The following is an 18,254-nucleotide window of genomic DNA, read 5'->3' as shown; positions in this document are numbered from 1 at the left end:
ATGATGCAACTCGCCCCCATTACCTTTCCAATAGCCATGCTGGCAGGACTTGGCTGGTGTATTGGCATTGCCCTACTCGAACAGTCTCATGGCATAGGCTACGCACTGACTAGATATTGCCTGACGACATTCGTGGTACTCGCCCCTTGGCTGACGCTAAAACTCACTTTCTACGTGATTGTCAGTTTAGGACGCAAACTGGGGCTCATCCCGCCTGCACGCCCAACGCACAGCTTGGGGTATGAAGAATCACTCTATTGGTTCAGAGTATTGGCCTTCTTCGATGGCAAACGCAGCCGCATGCCGAAAAGGCCCATCAGGCGAAACTAACAAGCCCCCATTTGCTCACTTACTGTGGGCAGTTGGGACAATGGGGCAACACTTGATATGCCGAGCTTCAGAGGGTGAATAAGAGGGATGTGAACCGCCCCAAGGAATGGGGCGATTGGGGCTATGCAAAGTTTATAATTGGGTTAAACGCTGTTTTGCAAGCGCCCAAGGTAAGCGACGACCAGCTTTTGCCATTTTATCGTAGGCAGCTTGAGCTTCTTCAACTGACAATACACTATGGGTGACGAGCTGCTCGACAACCCATAGCGTACCTTGAACTAATATCGCTTCTTTTTCAGCCGCCTTCCTAAGCGCCATATCCCCAGTTAGCAATGGACACTGTTCTTGTTTCGCCAACGCAAGTGCAAAGCAATCGTTCATGCTAGGGCCAGCATACTTTTGCCTCAGTTCAAATGAGTACATCATAGACTCCGGGCTTAACTCACCCAACAACAACCCTAACTCGAGTAAATAGCCATGTTGATCGCTTAGCTCCTCGTGGAATAACACATCTGGAACTTTGAACTGGTAAGGCAAATTGAAAAAGACTTCTAATAATTGGCCTTCTTCGAGATCAATGAGAATATTGGCATCACTGATCAACAAATACATTTACACCGCCTCAGTCAACATTTGACGCTGCTTATGCAATGCCATTACTGACATCTGTAACAGCTCAGCGGCTTTGGATTCACTAACAATTCCCTCTGCCAATGCACGATAAACCAACTGCTCAAACAATAATGTCTGTTCTTGTGGATAAGGATTCCCTGGCTCCTGCTTACGCCAACCGTTTTTTGAGAACTGTATAAATATTTGTCGTTTTTTCTCTTCGGTGATCACACCAAGGTCGGCACTGCGATACAAACAAGCCGCCATGCTTAGGCCATATTCATGTTTCAGGAAATACAGCTCTTTGGGGTCTACGTTCGAACGTCGCTCTCCTAGATGCTGAAAAAGGCCTACTTCAGGCAGTAAAAACGCAGAAGCAAAGCGGTTGCAGGCCATCTCTTCGTCAATGGATTCATCTAGTAAGCCATGTAAAACAAGGTGGCCAAGTTCATGCGCCAATGTAAACCGCTGACGGCAACCAGGCCAATGAGAGGACACAACAACAATTGGCTGCCCTGATATTTTGGCTTGTAACCCATCAAATTTATCGGCTTGGGGTACGTTACTGACAATCACCAGAATACCTTTAGACTCAAGCAAGTCGATTAAGTCTGGCAATGGATTCATACCCAACTGCCAATCAGTACGGACTTTAGCAGCAACCTGTTCTACTGCGTCTAAAGTGCTTACAACAGGAACGTCGGGGTGGTAGTTAAAACTCGCTATCGGGAAGTTTGGCCATACATTTTTAAGCGCTAACCAGCGCTCAGCTTGGTCAACCACATCGGACTCAATCTTCTTTAGCAACTTAGCTGAAGCTGAGGCTTTTTTACGATACTCCACCTCACCCAAAGTCACCTGTGCTGGGCGAAAGAAGTATTCAGTACGAACCGACAAAGCCGTCGCTAATTTAAGTAAAACTCCCGACGAAGGCATACTCTGGTCGTGCTCGTATTTTTTAACCATGTTGGCACTAATACCAACTTGCTCACCCAAGGCCTGCATCGACAGGCCAGCGGCTGCACGGGCTCGTTTTATGCGCTCTCCAATCATACAGACCTCTGGTTTATAAAAACTAAAATAATTTTAAAAATATAAACCAAGTTGGCGTTTTTGTCGATTGGTTTTACAGGGCAATCATTCGCGTGTTCGCGCACACACTTCCCCATGCCTTTATACCCTTACGCCAAAACCACTATCCGTTTGGCTTTTGGATCGAAACGCCAAACAGGGAAATTAGCCCATTTACTGTTTGGCGTCTCGATTGAAATCCAACGCTGGTAGGCCTTGCCCGTACTGGCTCAAAGCAAGATTTGGTACTTTTTACGCCCTAAACCAACCTCGACTCCAAAGTCCAAACCGTTTGGTTTTTTAAACCCAGAATGCAAACGATCGTTTGGCGTCTCGATTTTTTGCACTAGCCAAATGCCGCCAAACAGAGCCGCATTGGACGATATATTTCAATCAGTTACCGCGCACAGGTCATAACAAAAAACCGATTTGACTGGTTAGTTTGATGGCCATTTCTTTCATCTAATTCACCACCGCGTCTGCACCCGACAACTGAAAATAGACGGCATGAAAAACCAATAAGGTGATAAGTGACGTGTTATGGGCAAGTGCTAACGATTGGGATAGAGAATGGATACAGCAGGTGGTCGCGTTACTGGTTGGGCATGGCGCGTTTACCCTCTACCCAGCATTAAGCCAGTGCGATAATGCAGCCGAACGCTTAACCCGCTGGCTGACCTATCAGTTACCGCGCGTTAAACAAGCGCACCCTGGCTGCCCGATTCACCAATGGCTGAACAGCATTGGCGCACAAGTGATCGTAGAAAAATGGCAAAGCCCCGAGCAATGGCCAAACCTGTATTGGCTACCTTTACCTGAGGTTGATGGCCATGCCCAAGGCGGACTAGTTTTGTTACCGGCACATTTATTACCGATATATGGGGATTGCACAAGCCAAACCAGAACATTGCAAGCAAACACACCGGCCAACGCCTGTATTTTTTGGTGCATCACGCCTTTATCTAAAACGGGAAAACGCACTACCTTGCACCCCAAACAGCAAAACTGCGCCTTTTGCCTGCCCAGTTCGCCGGAGCAAATAGGAAAATCATGTACAGGATTATTACTGAGAGGTTTGAAAAAAGAGAGCCAAAAACGAAACAGCAACGTGATCAGCCACCAGATTAATCTAGCTCTGCTGCACCACCTTTGCGAGCCGGAGAGTGATGTGTGGTTGAAAGCGAATTTTGGTGCCGTAACTCATTACGGTACCAAAAATTAGAAGCCTGAAAAAAGAGTAACCCCTCGGAGGGCGCTGATCTAACGGGTAGCGGGAGGGGTGTTGTTGGTGCAATTTTAATATCAAAAGCGCCAAATAGCTCGATATTATTTGATGTCGCTTTTTAATTGGCAGTATGTATCAGACTGTTTTAAGCTCCTGCTTTTTAGAGGCATTCATGGCAAGCTTATTAAAACGAGCTTCATCTGTATTATCGTAGATTATCTGAGGTAAGATCCCAACTCCAAGTTGTTCTTTTGTCGACGGTGATAACTCGTTGATTCTGTCGTATATCCAGTCAACCAGTTTTTCTCCATCCATCACGGAAACATTCTCACGTTTAGCAAGCTCTAACGTATCGTCTGAAACCGTTGCAGTCGTAATAAGCCATTTATCAACGTGCTCATCTTCTTCAATCTCAGCTAGTTGTCGGATCCCCCACCCACTAGTTTCACCTCTATGGTGCTTAACTTGGATAAACACTCGGTTACTCGATACCGGGTCAGTGCGACTTGCCTCAATGTCGACATCAGAAATATCTGAGGTCTTATTTTTCGCAGCTATATGAGCAGAGTATCCTTCCAACTCCATGAGCTCTTTAACCAACCTTTCTAAGCCATAACCTCCACTTGCCAAAGTAGTCGAGCCATTTCTTAATCTAGAAAGTAGAGTCTCTTTAAAGTCAGCAACTTGTTTATCCTTCTTCTGTTGAAAAATACTGTCAAAACAGACTTGGTTGTTGTCTTTTAACTGAGTGACGTACCCCTCTATTTCATCTGCGAATTCATTCAATGAAGCAATAGTCATTCTGATTTTTAATCGACTTTCCAATCGCTGTGATAACTTCGCGCGAGGAATTTTAATCGGCTCACCATGTTCATTTTTAAAGTAATCGACATTAATACGATTAGCTCCATAGCCGCCATTTTCATCATAAGACTTTCCGCCTCGAACAATTCCAATAACAATAGCTCTATGTACAGGAACTACGACTATATCTCCGGGCTTAGCATGGAAAAATCGAGAAATTTGATTTCTCTGTCGACCAATATTGATCTGCTCACCTTCAACATATTTCATTAAATCTTCAAAGTCAGAGAAAGACGACATCTCAATACAGTCCCACCCGTACCCAGCTAAATTTTTAGAAATTAATTCACTTGGGCTTCGAACCAAAATTATCTTACTCACACTTTCTCCTTAAAGCTCATGCAAACCCGCACACTGAATTTCACCACCCGAATCACTAACATATTAATAATAACCAGTACAACAGCTTGCCGTAGGCCGCTGTTGTACTGGTTATTATATATTTAATATAAAGATCCTATCCCAACCCTAGCTCTCAGTTCATTTCGCAGCATTTGCACAATCACCAAGTGACAAACCCCCGAAGCAAAGTGTGTCCCCATATCTCCCATAGAAACTCAACCGCAAGCATATAGTTCAGAGCACACCGAGAGCCGAGACACTAATCCCGTACAATTACCACCAGAAGGTACTCTAGTAGCCACCGAATGAGCTTAGGACAGCGATATTCATACACTGATGGTTAGTAGTAGCGATGGAGAATACCGCCATTTATTACTCTTTAATGAGGTCGGTAAGTCAGCCGACTAACACCTAACCCATTTTTTCTTGGACTGAGGACTGCGCTTGATTTGGTTATTCTTGGAAAGCTCATTGATTGCCTTGGTAAAATCTGACTTTGACAGCCCTAGCTGCTTTTGAAAACTAGGATCTAAAGCACGAGGAGACTTCAAAGCATGAAGAAGCTTGTCTTCAGGAGATTTTTGAGGTGTCTGCTGTGGCTTAACAATTGGAACAACGGTGTTCTCTCTAGTTCTGATGCTTTGAAAAGGTGCGCCTAATTGCTTGCACTGAAACTCAAATGCTGAAATCAAGCTTTCATCGTTACTGTATAGCTCAAAATGAACAGAGCCCAACTGCTTTTTATCTAAAGCAAGTAGCACCCTAGACAGATATGCAATGATATAGAAATCGGCTTGGTTCTGACCTGTCGGATAGTCAGATAAGAACAGGTACAACGACTTTTCACAAACAAGCTTGACTGAATCTGACTTAGAAAAAACAAAGACTTTATCAACAACAGAAGCGTTAATTTTTTCTAGCTCCTTCAGTCCTACATTTTCAGCATCGACGAAAATCATCTTCATAGTTGGTCAAGCTCCATTTGTTCACCACTATAAAGAAGATTACACAGTTGCATATCGATATCAACTTGGGGTTAATTCATTTGTGTGATTGATTGTAGATGTACTACCCCAACGCGCTTCCAACACACACCGCAAAACCGCCTATCTCAAACCGACTTTTCGACTATCCATCGAAACGATCAGTTGTTCCATAAGGGCAAAGCCAAAACCGCATAGCACCGTAAAGTCACCATGGTCGTACCATGGTTCTGGCAGCTCGAAGCCCTTGACGATACTGGCTTGCGAGATGGCAGCTTTTAGCATTTGTTGGATTTACTGGGATTCCCTTGCGCACAGAACGGTCATGCGATGAACCATAGATGGACCATGGAAGAAATTTTAAGGTGGATAGAGTGAGGTTAATGAAGCGAAAAAAGAGGTGACAACAGAAAAGGAAAAATGAGGTAAGCACCTGAAAAATAGAATATTTTCAAGAACCTAAAACGACGAAAGGCCGCTATAAAAGCGACCTTTCTTTGTATGTTACCGGTGGGCGGACTTGAACTGCCACGCCCGAAGGCAACGGATTTTGAATCACGTGTTGCTACCGACATTCATTTCGGTAGCAAAACCCTAAGGCTCACAGCCAAAAAACAAACTCGAACTGTCGGAGTACTGTTTTTAGAATTGACGGGGAAAAGGATCCAGACAAAATAAAAATAAACTATCCGGAATTTCCGAATAGTTACGTTATTTATTAACTATGCAGTTATCCAGCTTTGATCTATTAACACCTGCTCTGCAATCGCAATTTGCCTTGCAGTAAACATTTGTTTGCGTGAATTCCATGAGTGCACCTTTTGTACAATTTCTTCGGTGTTTTGTACTTGCTCATGTTTACTTAACCAATGCACCGTTGCCAAAAGTTCTAAGCCTTGTGGGGACTCAAAACCTTCGACTAACTGCGACACTTTCTCAAATCGTGTTCGAGTGTCAGGGTGTTGAATAAGAAACTCCTGCGCATCTTCTATAGCACCGGGCACTAGCCGTAACTCTTTTTCAGGTGCATCTCCACCATCGGCATAACCAGAGATAAAGTGCCCCTCAATCGCATTGAGCACATGCCGCAAATTTTGTGCATAAGGGCCATAATGCGCTTTTTCGTATTTTAATCTTAATGGTTCACCTGCTTCTTGCATAAAATACAAAAGCTTATGAACTTCAAGTAACGAAACGGTTGGGTCAAGCAAACCTCTTAGATAGCGTTGCATTAGCACAATTATTAAGGCGCTACCAAGTGTCATCTCACATCACCTGGTTAACTGCCGAAAGGAAATACTGGCCGTTCTTGAAGAGTTAGCCACCACACTTTCAACTTTGTAATTACCAATCTGTGCCGTATCAGCATTTGGCTGGTATGTGGTTCTTTTGCGTACATTTCTGGCATTGGTGGTCACGATGGCTTTATCAATTTCAATACCGTTGGCATCTATTTCGTAATGGACTTCTGCCATGCTCAGTAGGTATTTTAAGAACAACTCTGAATTATCCAGTTGCTTCTGATTATCCTTAGGCTTCAGCCTATCGGATTTTAGATCGAATACTAATGCACGTTTTTGTTCGGTATCTTGCCACAAAATAATCAGGTCACAGCCTTTATTCACACCCACATCATTAGTCGATTTTACATAGAGTGAAAGCTGTTTAAATTTCTGTTTGTTTCTTTTGGGCTGATAATCCAAAGTAAACGCGAGTGCATCGGCGGGTATATGCTCGATATATAGCGTCGCCACCTTACTATCAGCCCCATCTTCTTTCAGTTTTAACTGTTTATTGGCGGTATCGTAATGGATAACCACATCAGGATTGATGATTTCCTTCATCGCTGCCAGCATGCATCACTCCTTGATACCGTAGTAAATTTTATCGGCCAGCTCGTTGGCATCGGCGATGAGGTTATCGAACACTTCCATATTGATACCGTACTTATCTACTTCTACGGCATGTATCTGGTGATCATCTTTTAGGCTGTAAGCTTTGATTTGTGCGGGTTTCAGCAGGTCTAAACCGGTCATTTTTGCCGATTTCATAATCTGCTCTTTGTTTTCGACATCAAGGTTAAGCATCACGCGGTTGTTCAGCTCGCGGATCAGATAATCGCTATGAGTTGTCACCAGCACTTTCACGCCAGAATTCACTAAACGCGCTAGCAGCCCTGCCATTTTTCGCTGGTTATCTGGGTGCAGGTTCAGCTCTGGCTCGTCGATGATCAACATGCCGTTTTTCTCGGCCAGCGAGTTGATGTAGAGGTCAATCAAAAACAGTGACTTAATCGAAGAGGACGCCACATAAACAGGCACCGCCACTTTATCGCGGCCACGCTCCTTCTTTGGCATATACATCACTTGCTTATCAACCGCTTTGTAAGAACCGCCCATTAAGTCTTGTAGCGCATCCCGAATCGGTTTGCAGTCGCTCTCTTCACGGATAAAACTCTTACGCTTACACAGATTTTCGTATTCGCGTACCACGTTAATATTGTCGTGGATTGGCTGGGCATAACGCGAACGCATACTGTTTAGCAGATCAATCGGATTTACCTTATCGCCACTGGTAATATGCTCGATAATGGCATTTTTACTGATATCCAGCTCTTTATAGAACAAGGCAATGCCGGTGCGTTCTGACGTGACCACAAAGGGGCGCGGCAATAAATCTGCAAACAAACAATCAGCAATATGATTGCTAATCACGTCATCCAAAATCTGGTTAGGAACACGGCCACCGCTTTTGGTTTGGAAAGTTACCGATAGCACAGTTTCATTTTCGGCCTTGTAAAAACTTAACTGCTCTGACTGCCCAAAACTCACGGCTTGTTTAAATTCATTAGTAAAGTCGAATACCAACTGATCATGGCTAAACTCGGCTTTAGCACCATTAAAAAAATCTTCTGGTACATTGAAGTAACGTGGCAAATTTTCAGAAAATTCCGAAGAGGCGTTTTTAAGGTAATCGGCTAACTTCGCTTGATAGTCAGTCAACTCAATCAATAACGTGCCTTCGTCGCGCAGCTGTGCAAGGCGCTCACGGGAGACCGACAAATCTATCCACTGTTTAAAATGGCGCAACAAACCATAAATGGCATAGCTAATATAGGTTTTGCCCATATTATTAGGGCCGCAGATTACGGTTAAATCACCTAGCTCAACGGTGCCTTTATCAATACCGCCTAAATGTGCAAAGTTAAATTTCATAGTGCCTCCTGATTAAGCGGTATGGTGTTAGGTTTATCATTTTAACTCGCCTCCCCAACGGTGACTTGGCCGTTCATTAGCATGGGGAGAAGCCAGTCACGGAGCTGCGCTAATTTTTGATTTTCAGTGATATTTTCATACATTAGCTTGTGTATGGGTTTTATTTTCCCATTGAATTGTTCGAAAACTTTCTCATTGGGAATTAATATAGGAATGCTTCTTAACGTTCCAAGGGTTACATATGGTTGTGACGTTCCCGTCGACTGGTTTTGTTGAAGATATGCTTTACCATGCAACGATGTTACCGCAGCATATATATAGTCTGCCATTTCAGGCGCTTGCGATGTTTTAAATAGTCCAATGTTTTTTATCGCATAAGGAGTTTCAATTTTCATTGCCCATTGAGAAAGTCCTATAGTACCAATCATTGACAGTAGAAAATCTCCCTCGTCTACTTTGCTGCGTTTGTTTACGGCATCAAAGTCTTCTTGCGAAATCAGGTATGCATCAGAGAAGTCAATACCCGAAGGTTTCAAATGTTTAGAAGTAATTAAATATTGCCCCGAATCTGATGGTTTCGGACTATCATGGGTTCCGTCTTTTACTTCAATTATTGAAGATACAGGTTTCCAATCCCACCCCTCCGGTATTTCCCGCTTTAGGGTTGGGTTGTAGACCATTTTACCGCCAGAGGTTTTGTAGGGTTTGCCTTGGCCTTGTGGTGAGTCGTCGGGGAAGTCGAACTGTACAAACCAGTAGTCGTACAGAGTTTTGGCCATGGCTTCTAGTTCGGCGTTGATGCGGTTGTTGAGTTCGATTTTTTTGTCGATTGCACGCAACAAGGTCGAAATTTTCTTCTGAATATCTAGTTGAGGTAGTTTGACCTTAATCCCATTGTAAGCACCAAAAGTCATACTCGGCACACCTGTACCGCTAGATAAAGAATTTAAATCTAACAACTTTAAGTAATAGTAAAGGTAATAAGCATCAACTTTGTTTTGATTAATTTCGGTGTAGTAAAGGGTATCTACTGTCCAAAACGGTTGGTCTGAATACTGAATGTTATTCAGAGTGCCTTTTCGTGGGAGTAAAATGCTCGGCTTATCATACAGATAACTATCCACCATTCTCATTAAGCCACCACTGCCATAAACAGGGTAGACACCATCAGCAAGGCTTTTATGATCTCGACCGTTTTTAATTTTAACTAAATCTTTAAGGCGATACTCACTCATACTTCAACCCCGCCAATTGCTTTTTAATCTCCGTTTCCAATTCACGAGACTGATTAAACAGACTATCCAAGTTGCTGGTAAAGCCCTGCATCTTTTCAGCAAACTGTTCTGGGGTAATATCCACATATTCGATTTTGACATCAAAGTATTGGCCTGCACTCAAGCTGAAGTTTTTGGCTTCGATGTCGTCATAACTCACCGCTACCGATAGATCCTCGATGGTTTCTTTGGCGTTAAACACATCAATAATTTGTTGTTCTTCTGCTGTTGTTAATACGGTTTTTTGGTTTTTACCATCTTTAACTTTTTCGCCCAAGTTGGAGGCGTCCACCAGTACTACATCGCCATCGTTGCTGGCATCGATAAACAGAATGGATACGTTGGTGCCGGTGGTGGCGAAGATGTTGGATGGCATAGAAACAGCACCCGCCAGCATTTTGTTTTTCACCAAGTGCTCACGGATTTTTTTGTCGATACCGGATTGGGCGGTAATAAACCCCGTTGGCACCACGACTGCTGCTTTGCCGTTTGGTTTAAGTGAGGCAATGATGTGTTGTAAAAACAGCGAGTAGATCGCCATTTTGTCTTTTGCTTTCGCCGGTGCTTTAGGAATACCAGCAAAGAAGCGTTCTTTGTTTTCCTTGCTGTCTAGCTCATCTCTAAAGTCGCTGAAATCGAGCTTAAACGGCGGGTTGGAAACAATATAGTCAAAGCGTTTTAACTCTTTGCCATCTTTATGGTAAGGATGAAGCACCGTATTACCTTGGATCACATTGGGGATTGAGTGCACCAGGTTATTTAAGATCAGGTTTAAACGCAGCAGGTTCGAGGATTTTTGCGAAATATCTTGCGTATAAATACTACAGCGGTTTTCACCAATGGCGTGCGCCACGTTCATTAACAAAGTACCCGAACCTGCCGATGGATCGTAACAGGCAACATTGCGTACGGTACCTCGCTCAGCTTGTGGCACTAAAATCTCCGCCATAATGCGCGCTACCGCATGGGGGGTAAAATACTCGGCGTATTTGCCGCCCGAGTTGCTGTTGTAGTCTTTGATCAGGTATTCAAAGATGGTGGCGTAGAAGTCGAATTTTTGCGTGAAGATACGCTCAAAGCTGAACTCAACCAGTTTATTGATAATGGCGCGGCAGAAGGCGTCGCGTTTTGAATCGTCAGCAATGTATTGGCTGATGCGGTCGAACAGCACCACTTTTGCGCCACCATCGGTTTTTACCGCGAATACATCGTTATTGGTGATGGCGATATCGATTAAGGTGTCATCAAACAGTTTGGCAAAGTCCGGCGCGTTTTGTTGGCTAAACAGGTAGCTAATAAAGTGCTGCGGCTTTAACCGTGCGGTATCGCCGCCCATTTGCAGTTGCAGCATATCGAGCTCGTCTTCGCTCATGGCTGCCAGTGCTTCTTCCCACTTATCGGCTTTGGCAATATTATCGTCGAGCTTTTTCGCTTCAAAGGCAAACTTGTCGTTTAAAAACTTGTACAAAAAGGTTTGGGTAATGATTTTAAATTCGTTACCGTCGTTACCTAAACCATAGTTGGCACAGATGCTTTTTAAGCTATCAATTAAGGTTTTGGTTTTTTGCTGAAATTCTAATTCAACCATTTTCTATTTATTTCCTATTCGATTTTACCGCATTACCACGCTTGGCTGCCGGTATTAAATTCTTTTAAATATTCTGCGACGACGAGGTGGTTAATGTAACGCGAGGCGTCGGCGTTAAGTTTGATTTGCTGTTCTTTCATAAAGCGGCCAATCACCAGCGGCATCATTTGCCGTTCGAAGTAGCTTTCGTTGTCGAGCACTTGGCTGTTGTTGAGCACTTGCTCGTCAGCATCTTGTTTCACGCCTGCCAATGCCTCAAAAATTTTGCGTTCTGATTCGCTAATATCGCTTCGGCTTTGCTGGCGCTCTTGTAAGCGCTTGTGAATACGGGTGTATTTGGCATCGCCGAGGTATTTTTGCCTTAATTGGTTGTTTTGGCGGTTCAGCTCTTTAACGCGGTCGTGAATTTTATTCAGTGTGTCGATGTTGGCAACCATTTCATCCTGCGTGACTTCGCTTAAGTTTTTCTTCTTAAACAGGCGCTCTAGCTCTTCTTTTAAGCTGATAAATTGTGGGTCTTGCTGGTCAAAGTTGCTAGCCAGTGCTTCGCGGGTTTGGCGCAGGGTGTTTTTCAGCTTGTCGGCCAGTACCAACTCTTCTTCGCCGATTTTTACAAACTTGAAGATCACGTCTTCTAAGGCGCGATTGAGCAGGTTACTGGTGTCTTCGCCACTTTCTAGATCATTTTTAAGATTGAGTAAATCCAAGTGATTACTGGTTTCACGGTAAAGCACATTGAGCTTGGCAAAATCCAGTTCATCGAGAAAGTCATACTCACCTTGCAAGCGGATCAAGTTATACAAGCTGCGTGCATCGGCTAAGGCTTTTTTGAGTGCTAGTACGGTATCGCGGTCTTGTATTTGGCTGATCTGGTTGCAGAACTCTTCCATGTTGTCGGTATCAAAACGGAACAGTATGTCTTTGATATGCTCGATTTCTTGCTTGATCTCTTCCTGAGATTTAAACAGGTGCGAGTAGTGCTCCATCTCATCGCCCAGTTCTGACTGTAATTCGTCGAAATAGGCCTTGTTGGTGGCATCAAACTCTTTACGAATATCAGCAAAATCCACCACATAACCGTAGCGAAAATCTTTGTAGGTTCGGTTAACTCGCGTGAGCGCTTGCAGCAAGTTGTGCTTGCGAATCACCCGGCCAAGGTAGAGCTTTTTTAAGCGTTTGGCGTCAAAGCCAGTGAGTAGCATGTTATAAACAAACAAAAAGTCGATTTTGCCTGCTTTGAAGTCTTCCACCCAGTTTTTGCGCTCTTCTTTGGTGCCGATGTCGTGCAGAATCAGGGCCGCGTTTTTTACCTTTTGTGCTTGTTTAGCAGACTCTGCATAACTGGTTGGCGCAGGCTCAGCGACTTCGAGTACTTGGCTATTTGAATTGGATGTTTGCGGCAGAATAGGTGCATCGGCATAAACGCCATTGAAGATTTCAAACATCTGCTTGGCTTGATCTGAGCTGTCGCAAATAACCATGCCACCAATGGTTGCATCGTTTAATGCGCCACGGCTTTTTTCAAAGTCGTTTACGATGTAAGTCAGCATGGGCTCAACAAAGCTTGGGTGGGCGTAAATCAGCTTGCGATCGACATCGCCCATTTTCACTTCGGCTTCTTCAAGGGCTTTTTGCAATTCGATTTTGTATTGGGTGCTGATCTCTTCTCGAATTAAGCGCAAGGTGTAGCCGTCGGCAATAGACGCGTTGTAGTAGTACTTGTGAATGTAGTCGCCAAACAAGGCGCGTGAGTTGTAGTCATCTCCCAATAGCGGCGTACCGGTTAAGCCTATTATTATGGCGTTGCTGTCTGACTGACTCAAGTTGGCCAAAAAACTGCCCTTGGGATTATAGCTGCGGTGTACTTCGTCTAAAAAGTACACGCGTTGTATCGTGACGTTGTAGTCTTTGGTGCTAACTACATCTGGGTCGTCTTGAAATTTTTGAATGTTTACCACGGTAATTTCTGGCTTGCCAGAATGGTTATGGATCACCTGCGTGGCTTTAATGTCACGGGTAAAGGCATCCCGTGAGTTGATGGTGTGCACGGTTAAACCACGGGCGGTAAATTCGCGTTGCGCTTGTTGCAGTAGGTCTAGGCGGTCAACGATAAAGTAAAACTTAGGGATGACCTGCTGCTGTTGAAAGTAGTCGGTTAAAAAGCGTACGTTATAAAACGTTAGTGCGGTTTTACCACTGCCTTGGGTGTGCCAAATTATGCCTTTTTTAACGCCTTCGCTAAGCTTTTGCTCAATAGCTTTGGTGGCAAACAACTGCGGGTAACGCATGATGTGTTTTTGTAGTCCATCTGACTCGGACACATACGCCAATGCGTAACGCAAAATAAAGGCTAAGCGTTCACGGCTGAGTAAAGAGGTACAAATGCGGTTGGTTGGACGCTCAGGCTGCTTGTTAGTTTGGAACTCTGGGTTACTGCGGATCACTTCCAGATTGTTGTCTTTTAAGACTTTTAGCTCGTCATCAACCGATACCGGCTTCAGCAAGGCGGTTAAGTTTAAGATTTCTTCTTCGCGGAAATAATTAAATACCGGCTTATGGTAAGAACTGCTGGCATAGAAAGCGCCTTGTACGGGTTCAGGGTCGCCGTCGTCGTACTCCATGTTATTGGAGAAAATCATAAACTGGGTAATATTGGCAAAACGCTTGAACTTAGGGTTTTGAAAGCGTTTATTGATACGGTCTCGCTCGGCCAGAATGCCTTCGCGGTTATTGGGCTTTTTCACCTCGATAAACACTAACGGCATACCATTGATAAGCAATGTGATATCTGGGCGGAATTCTTCATCGCCGTTTTGACACGTTAGCTCGGTAACAACATGGAAGGTATTGTTATTGAAGTTTTCAAAATCGATCAGCTTGGTATTTGAACGTTCTGACAGGCGCTCAAAAAAGGCTTTACCTAGGTCTTCGTTATCGAGCAGTAGTTTAACATCTTCTAGCAAACGACCAGCTTCAGCATCTTCAATACCAGGGTTAATTTTGCCGATAGCGGCTTTGAATACGTCAGGGAAGATATTAGTGTCGAGATCCCAGCTTTGCCCTTTAAGTGATAGGTACTTATAACCTAGACGCATTAAATGAAGAATTGCAGGGATTTTTACTCGGCTATCTTCATTGAATTTTTTGGTATTGAAGGCCATAACATTCCTTGTAATCGTTTTAATTTGGAACCTGCTCAAGCAAATCGCTTAGAGGGCAGTTAAATAACTCGCACAGTTTATCTAATGCCTCTAAGTCCACCTTGAGCGCGGTTTCTTTGTACAGTAGCGTGACGGTGGTACGGCTGAGGCCGGTTTCTCGCATCACGTCGCTAATGCGCATTTTTCTCTCACCCATTAATCGGGCTAGGTGGCAGCGGATCATGCTCTCTCCACGGTGTTTTCTTAACCATAAACTTGGGGATTTTTCACTGTTGCTTACCCTACCACGATTATGATTATTCTCAACTTATTTGAGTTAAAACCAAATAATTGAGCGTATTTGTTATTCGTTCCGTTCTGGTTGTTGGTGCACTGGCGGTTCACGGGAATGCCTCTAACAGTATTGTCTGAATTGGACTTTATACCTCGCCCAGCCTTTAGGTTGACTGGCGGTGCACTGCAAGGCGACAAGCCTACATAGGATTCATCGCCTCTTTAGTCATCCAAAATGCTGCCTTTAACACAGTACATGCGTGGGCGAGTGTTGTCGGGCAGGCTGACTTTGCGCTGTGGTCGGTTGCCATCAGGGACTAGGTAGCCTGCGGCCATCAGTGCTTTGGCAGCGCGATCTGGACTTAGGCCTTCGGTGGCTTCACGCCAGCCAGTTGGGTAAAACAGGTAAAGGGTTTGTGGGCCAGAAGTATCAAGCCAACCCGCGCGCTGGCGTACTTGGCTGCTGTAACCGGTTTGTTTGGGCGTAAAGCGGCTTTCGCCATGTTGTTCAATAAAGCTACGCACTTGGCGAATCGCTTGTTGGTCTTCATTGGCAGCCACACCACCGCGAGCGAGTATCCATTGGTTAAGCTGGCTTAAACAGGCAGCTTCGACACTTTGAGCTGGCCAATCAAGTACTTTGGCTTGAATGGCTAACAGGCCTGCGCTGGCCAGTATGGCAAATTTTTCGGCAACTCGACGCACTTGGCCGTCGGCCTCGGGAGGCAAGCTGGCTAAAAAACGTTGGCGTACGTTTTGGAAAACGGGTCGCACCTGTGCGCTGTGCTGCGTTAAATACCGTAACCAGTCCAAAGCCAAGCAGCCGTAATGTTGGCGACTTTGCTGTTTAAGATGATCGGCTAAATCGGCGGCATTCATACCATGACTCTGGTTAAACACGCCCATTTGCGCTCCGGCATCAGCACTGAGATCAATCACGCGCACTTGCTGGCCGGCTTTTACGCGCTTGCCGATACTGGCAAGATGGCTTTCGAGCGTCACTTCACCAGTAGATAAAAACACCAAACGCCAACGGGCGGGTAAGCGCATTTCACCGTATTTGCCTGCACGGGTTTTACCTTGGCCATTGGCAAGCATATAAGCGACATCGCCTGCCTCTTTTGGGTCAACTTCGCCCATTTCATCGAGCGCCAGCAAGGCATCGTTATGCGCTAATGCTGTGCCTTCTAAACCGTTGGCCGTGGCACGCCAACTATGGCGCAATTGATTAGGCTCGCCCCACACTGATAACGCCGGATACAGCGCCGCGGTTTTGCCAGTACTGCTGGCACCGTAGAGGTGTAAACCAAAACCATCCACCCCGCACAAATGCAACAATGGAGCGGCCAGTGCAGCGCAGACACCAACAATTAATAGCGGATTATCCAGACAATAACGGCCAACGTGCTGCCGCCAACTGTCGCTACTACCTTGTTGAATAAAGCCTTCTATCGGGTGCATGGTTTGCAGCACCATGCGCGGGTTGTTGCTGTGTTCGCTTGGGTAAAAAGTGAGGCGCGGATGCACATAAGCGTTATGATGCCAACCAATGCAGTTGACGCTGATGGCCTTTTGCGTGGCCAGTTCGCCCATTTGTTGAATAAACAGTGAGAGCAACTGCCGCGCTTTGACACTGTTGCTTAGCCGCATGCCTCGGCTGAGTAGAATTCGGCGGTACTCGCTGCCATCTCCGGCCAATAGTTCTGCGGGCATAGCCCAGTAGCGATGGCGATTGTCATCGTCTAACCAGTGCAATAAATAACCGTAGTTGTCCCCTTGCGGATCGCGAGTACGGGCGGCCACTTGCAACCAAGAGCAGATTTTAACTGGGCTATCTTGCCCTGCCGGTTGCATCACCAGCCAGTTTTGCGCGTTATAGGCAAAACCTGGCGGTAATGTTGGCGCGCTGTTATTCATCTCACTTGCAGGTAACGGGGTTGATGCTGATGGTTTATCCGCGGCCATAAGCAGCACCGATACGGCGGGTTTCAATCCACTGGTCGATATCGCTTTCTAACCAGCCCACCGCACGCGCGCCAATACGAATGGAACGGGGAAATTCACCGTTGGCCATCAAGGCATAAATGGTGCTGCGGCCAAAGCCTGTTTTGGCCTTTACCTCGGGCAAGCGCAAAATCCGCTGCTGACGCGCTGGGTGTGTTGATGTGGTGGATGATTGTGTAGTTGGGTTCATCGTTTGCTTCCTCACTGATCTGTTAAGTTCAGTTAGGAGTTTGCCAGTACTAAACGGACGCAGTAGGCAGATAAATGCCCAGATCGTGCAGCTTTCTGAGGGTACAAGTAGCTACTTGCCCCAGTTTGTAGATAGTGCTCAAAACAATAAATGCTCTGTGGGCAGAGTTAGTGCGTGGCTAAGTGGCGTGAACTAAGGCTTTGCCCAAACTGCCCCAAAAGCCCAAGGGATGAGCGAAGTGTTAAAACACATGGAGTATGAGGCAAAGCATAAAGTGAAACTAAAACTTCTTTATCTGCTGAAAAATGAAAATATAGTTTCACTGACTCATTAAACGTTAAACGCTGATTGTTTCATGGCTTGCTCCGCTCGGCTGATCCCTAGCCGCTTAGCAACGGTTTGCCATTGCTTAACCGCCATTAATACTTCATCGTAAATTTGCGTGGCTTGGGTTTGCGAAAGTCTGAAGAAGTCTTTCACATCAAAGGCTAGCTGGTAGTCTAAAGCGTTGTCTGCATCGGTAATATTCAGATGCAGGCCATGCTTACCCACTATCGGGTTTAAATCATAAGCAGGTGATAACTTCCAGCCATTCTTTGTTAATAAAAACCCATGGTTACGCAGGTGATCATCCGTGTTGGACACCGCAATATTAAACACGATTCGACGCCATAACTGAGCTAAATCGGCTGCGGTTTGTGCACCAGAATTGGAAATAAATTCAGCAATCTCTAAGTAGCTAGCACCTTGAGATTGTTCACCATCATAGTATTGAAGCTGTGTCATGGCCGATGAAAAATGCAGCCGCTTTTCACCGTCGCGGTCAAACCGTTTGGTTAAAAAGGTATGGTGCTGTGACGAAAATTGCTTGATCTCACTTGGAAACATGTGAACACCTGCCGCAAGAGCCAATTCATAACAGACCATCTCCCATGCGCCCACGTCATGGGTATCATTTAGATTGGGAAACTTGGCAATCCACAAGTGGCCTTGTTCATCTGTGACACAAGCCTTGGGCCTTGCACCACCTAATGATGAGCCTGGAGAAATCAGCATTTTCAACCAGCGGTAATACTCGTCACTGTCGATGTTATCGTCTTTTTCAATCTGCATTGCTGCGTG

The 18,254-nt window shown here is 45.1% G+C and carries 16 protein-coding genes; 2 read left to right on the top strand and 14 right to left on the bottom strand.

Annotated elements, in window-relative coordinates; genetic code table 11:
• Positions 1-330 carry a hypothetical protein gene (locus ASC49_RS16730; RefSeq protein WP_245624748.1) on the top strand — a complete coding sequence of 110 codons (330 nt, stop codon included), beginning with the start codon at positions 1-3 and terminating at the stop codon, positions 328-330.
• A 132-nt stretch (positions 331-462) separates the two neighbouring features.
• Here ASC49_RS16730 and ASC49_RS16725 read toward each other — a convergent pair whose 3' ends face one another.
• Together ASC49_RS16725 and ASC49_RS16720 are read right to left on the bottom strand one after the other, a co-directional pair.
• Entirely contained in the window at positions 463-942 is a 480-nt protein-coding gene (locus ASC49_RS16725; protein WP_055464387.1) for a PIN domain-containing protein, read from the bottom strand.
• On the bottom strand, positions 943-1,995 hold the full coding sequence (locus tag ASC49_RS16720; RefSeq protein ID WP_055464386.1) for a helix-turn-helix domain-containing protein: 1,053 nt from the start codon (positions 1,993-1,995) through the stop codon (positions 943-945).
• A 553-nt stretch (positions 1,996-2,548) separates the two neighbouring features.
• Between ASC49_RS16720 and ASC49_RS16715 the strand changes: the two genes are divergently transcribed.
• A complete protein-coding gene (locus tag ASC49_RS16715; protein WP_055464385.1) occupies positions 2,549-3,235 on the top strand; it encodes a hypothetical protein in 687 nt (228 codons plus the stop codon).
• Positions 3,236-3,373: 138 nt separating this feature from the next.
• Here ASC49_RS16715 and ASC49_RS16710 read toward each other — a convergent pair whose 3' ends face one another.
• The 12 genes from ASC49_RS16710 to ASC49_RS16655 all read right to left on the bottom strand — a co-directional run.
• Positions 3,374-4,423 (bottom strand): restriction endonuclease, encoded by a 1,050-nt coding sequence (locus tag ASC49_RS16710; protein ID WP_211262079.1) that lies wholly within the window; start codon positions 4,421-4,423, stop codon positions 3,374-3,376.
• Positions 4,424-4,848: 425 nt separating this feature from the next.
• Positions 4,849-5,409, bottom strand: coding sequence for a hypothetical protein (locus ASC49_RS16705; protein WP_029841376.1), 561 nt, complete (start codon positions 5,407-5,409; stop codon positions 4,849-4,851).
• Between the two features lie 740 nt (positions 5,410-6,149).
• A complete protein-coding gene (locus ASC49_RS16700; RefSeq protein ID WP_055464384.1) occupies positions 6,150-6,692 on the bottom strand; it encodes a hypothetical protein in 543 nt (180 codons plus the stop codon).
• Between the two features lie 6 nt (positions 6,693-6,698).
• Positions 6,699-7,283 carry a hypothetical protein gene (locus tag ASC49_RS16695; RefSeq protein ID WP_055464383.1) on the bottom strand — a complete coding sequence of 195 codons (585 nt, stop codon included), beginning with the start codon at positions 7,281-7,283 and terminating at the stop codon, positions 6,699-6,701.
• Positions 7,284-7,286: 3 nt separating this feature from the next.
• Positions 7,287-8,642, bottom strand: a complete 1,356-nt coding sequence (locus ASC49_RS16690; protein ID WP_055464382.1) for an AAA family ATPase — start codon at positions 8,640-8,642, stop codon at positions 7,287-7,289.
• A gap of 41 nt (positions 8,643-8,683) precedes the next feature.
• Positions 8,684-9,877, bottom strand: a complete 1,194-nt coding sequence (locus ASC49_RS16685; RefSeq protein WP_055464381.1) for a restriction endonuclease subunit S — start codon at positions 9,875-9,877, stop codon at positions 8,684-8,686.
• Entirely contained in the window at positions 9,870-11,504 is a 1,635-nt protein-coding gene (locus ASC49_RS16680) for an HsdM family class I SAM-dependent methyltransferase (protein WP_055464380.1), read from the bottom strand. Before ASC49_RS16680 ends, ASC49_RS16685 begins: the two co-directional genes overlap by 8 nt.
• A 32-nt stretch (positions 11,505-11,536) precedes the next feature.
• Positions 11,537-14,665, bottom strand: a complete 3,129-nt coding sequence (locus ASC49_RS16675) for a type I restriction endonuclease subunit R (protein WP_072242162.1) — start codon at positions 14,663-14,665, stop codon at positions 11,537-11,539.
• Positions 14,666-14,684: 19 nt separating this feature from the next.
• Positions 14,685-14,888 (bottom strand): helix-turn-helix domain-containing protein, encoded by a 204-nt coding sequence (locus tag ASC49_RS16670; RefSeq protein WP_033539344.1) that lies wholly within the window; start codon positions 14,886-14,888, stop codon positions 14,685-14,687.
• Positions 14,889-15,160: 272 nt separating this feature from the next.
• Entirely contained in the window at positions 15,161-16,903 is a 1,743-nt protein-coding gene (locus ASC49_RS16665) for a DUF927 domain-containing protein (RefSeq protein WP_055464379.1), read from the bottom strand.
• Positions 16,890-17,132 (bottom strand): helix-turn-helix transcriptional regulator, encoded by a 243-nt coding sequence (locus tag ASC49_RS16660; RefSeq protein WP_007146785.1) that lies wholly within the window; start codon positions 17,130-17,132, stop codon positions 16,890-16,892. Before ASC49_RS16660 ends, ASC49_RS16665 begins: the two co-directional genes overlap by 14 nt.
• A 330-nt stretch (positions 17,133-17,462) precedes the next feature.
• Positions 17,463-18,254, bottom strand: a 792-nt coding sequence (locus ASC49_RS16655; protein WP_141656868.1) for a type II toxin-antitoxin system HipA family toxin, incomplete at its 5' end; no start/stop codon positions are given.

This window comes from Marinomonas fungiae, from assembly GCF_001418205.1.
Classification (GTDB): Bacteria; Pseudomonadota; Gammaproteobacteria; order Pseudomonadales; family Marinomonadaceae; genus Marinomonas; species Marinomonas fungiae.
Note: the sequence above shows the minus strand (reverse complement) of the source record. Positions and strands in the feature narration are given on the sequence as shown.

Excerpts from the sequence above, each read along its gene's own strand:
- ASC49_RS16660 (WP_007146785.1), bottom strand. The coding sequence starts at position 17,132 with ATGAACCCAACTACACAATCATCCACCACATCAACACACCCAGCGCGT.
- ASC49_RS16730 (WP_245624748.1), top strand. The coding sequence starts at position 1 with ATGATGCAACTCGCCCCCATTACCTTTCCAATAGCCATGCTGGCAGGA.
- ASC49_RS16665 (WP_055464379.1), bottom strand. The coding sequence starts at position 16,903 with ATGGCCGCGGATAAACCATCAGCATCAACCCCGTTACCTGCAAGTGAG.
- ASC49_RS16700 (WP_055464384.1), bottom strand. The coding sequence starts at position 6,692 with ATGACACTTGGTAGCGCCTTAATAATTGTGCTAATGCAACGCTATCTA.
- ASC49_RS16690 (WP_055464382.1), bottom strand. The coding sequence starts at position 8,642 with ATGAAATTTAACTTTGCACATTTAGGCGGTATTGATAAAGGCACCGTT.
- ASC49_RS16705 (WP_029841376.1), bottom strand. The coding sequence starts at position 5,409 with ATGAAGATGATTTTCGTCGATGCTGAAAATGTAGGACTGAAGGAGCTA.
- ASC49_RS16670 (WP_033539344.1), bottom strand. The coding sequence starts at position 14,888 with ATGATCCGCTGCCACCTAGCCCGATTAATGGGTGAGAGAAAAATGCGC.
- ASC49_RS16725 (WP_055464387.1), bottom strand. The coding sequence starts at position 942 with ATGTATTTGTTGATCAGTGATGCCAATATTCTCATTGATCTCGAAGAA.
- ASC49_RS16695 (WP_055464383.1), bottom strand. The coding sequence starts at position 7,283 with ATGCTGGCAGCGATGAAGGAAATCATCAATCCTGATGTGGTTATCCAT.
- ASC49_RS16720 (WP_055464386.1), bottom strand. The coding sequence starts at position 1,995 with ATGATTGGAGAGCGCATAAAACGAGCCCGTGCAGCCGCTGGCCTGTCG.
- ASC49_RS16685 (WP_055464381.1), bottom strand. The coding sequence starts at position 9,877 with ATGAGTGAGTATCGCCTTAAAGATTTAGTTAAAATTAAAAACGGTCGA.
- ASC49_RS16675 (WP_072242162.1), bottom strand. The coding sequence starts at position 14,665 with ATGGCCTTCAATACCAAAAAATTCAATGAAGATAGCCGAGTAAAAATC.
- ASC49_RS16680 (WP_055464380.1), bottom strand. The coding sequence starts at position 11,504 with ATGGTTGAATTAGAATTTCAGCAAAAAACCAAAACCTTAATTGATAGC.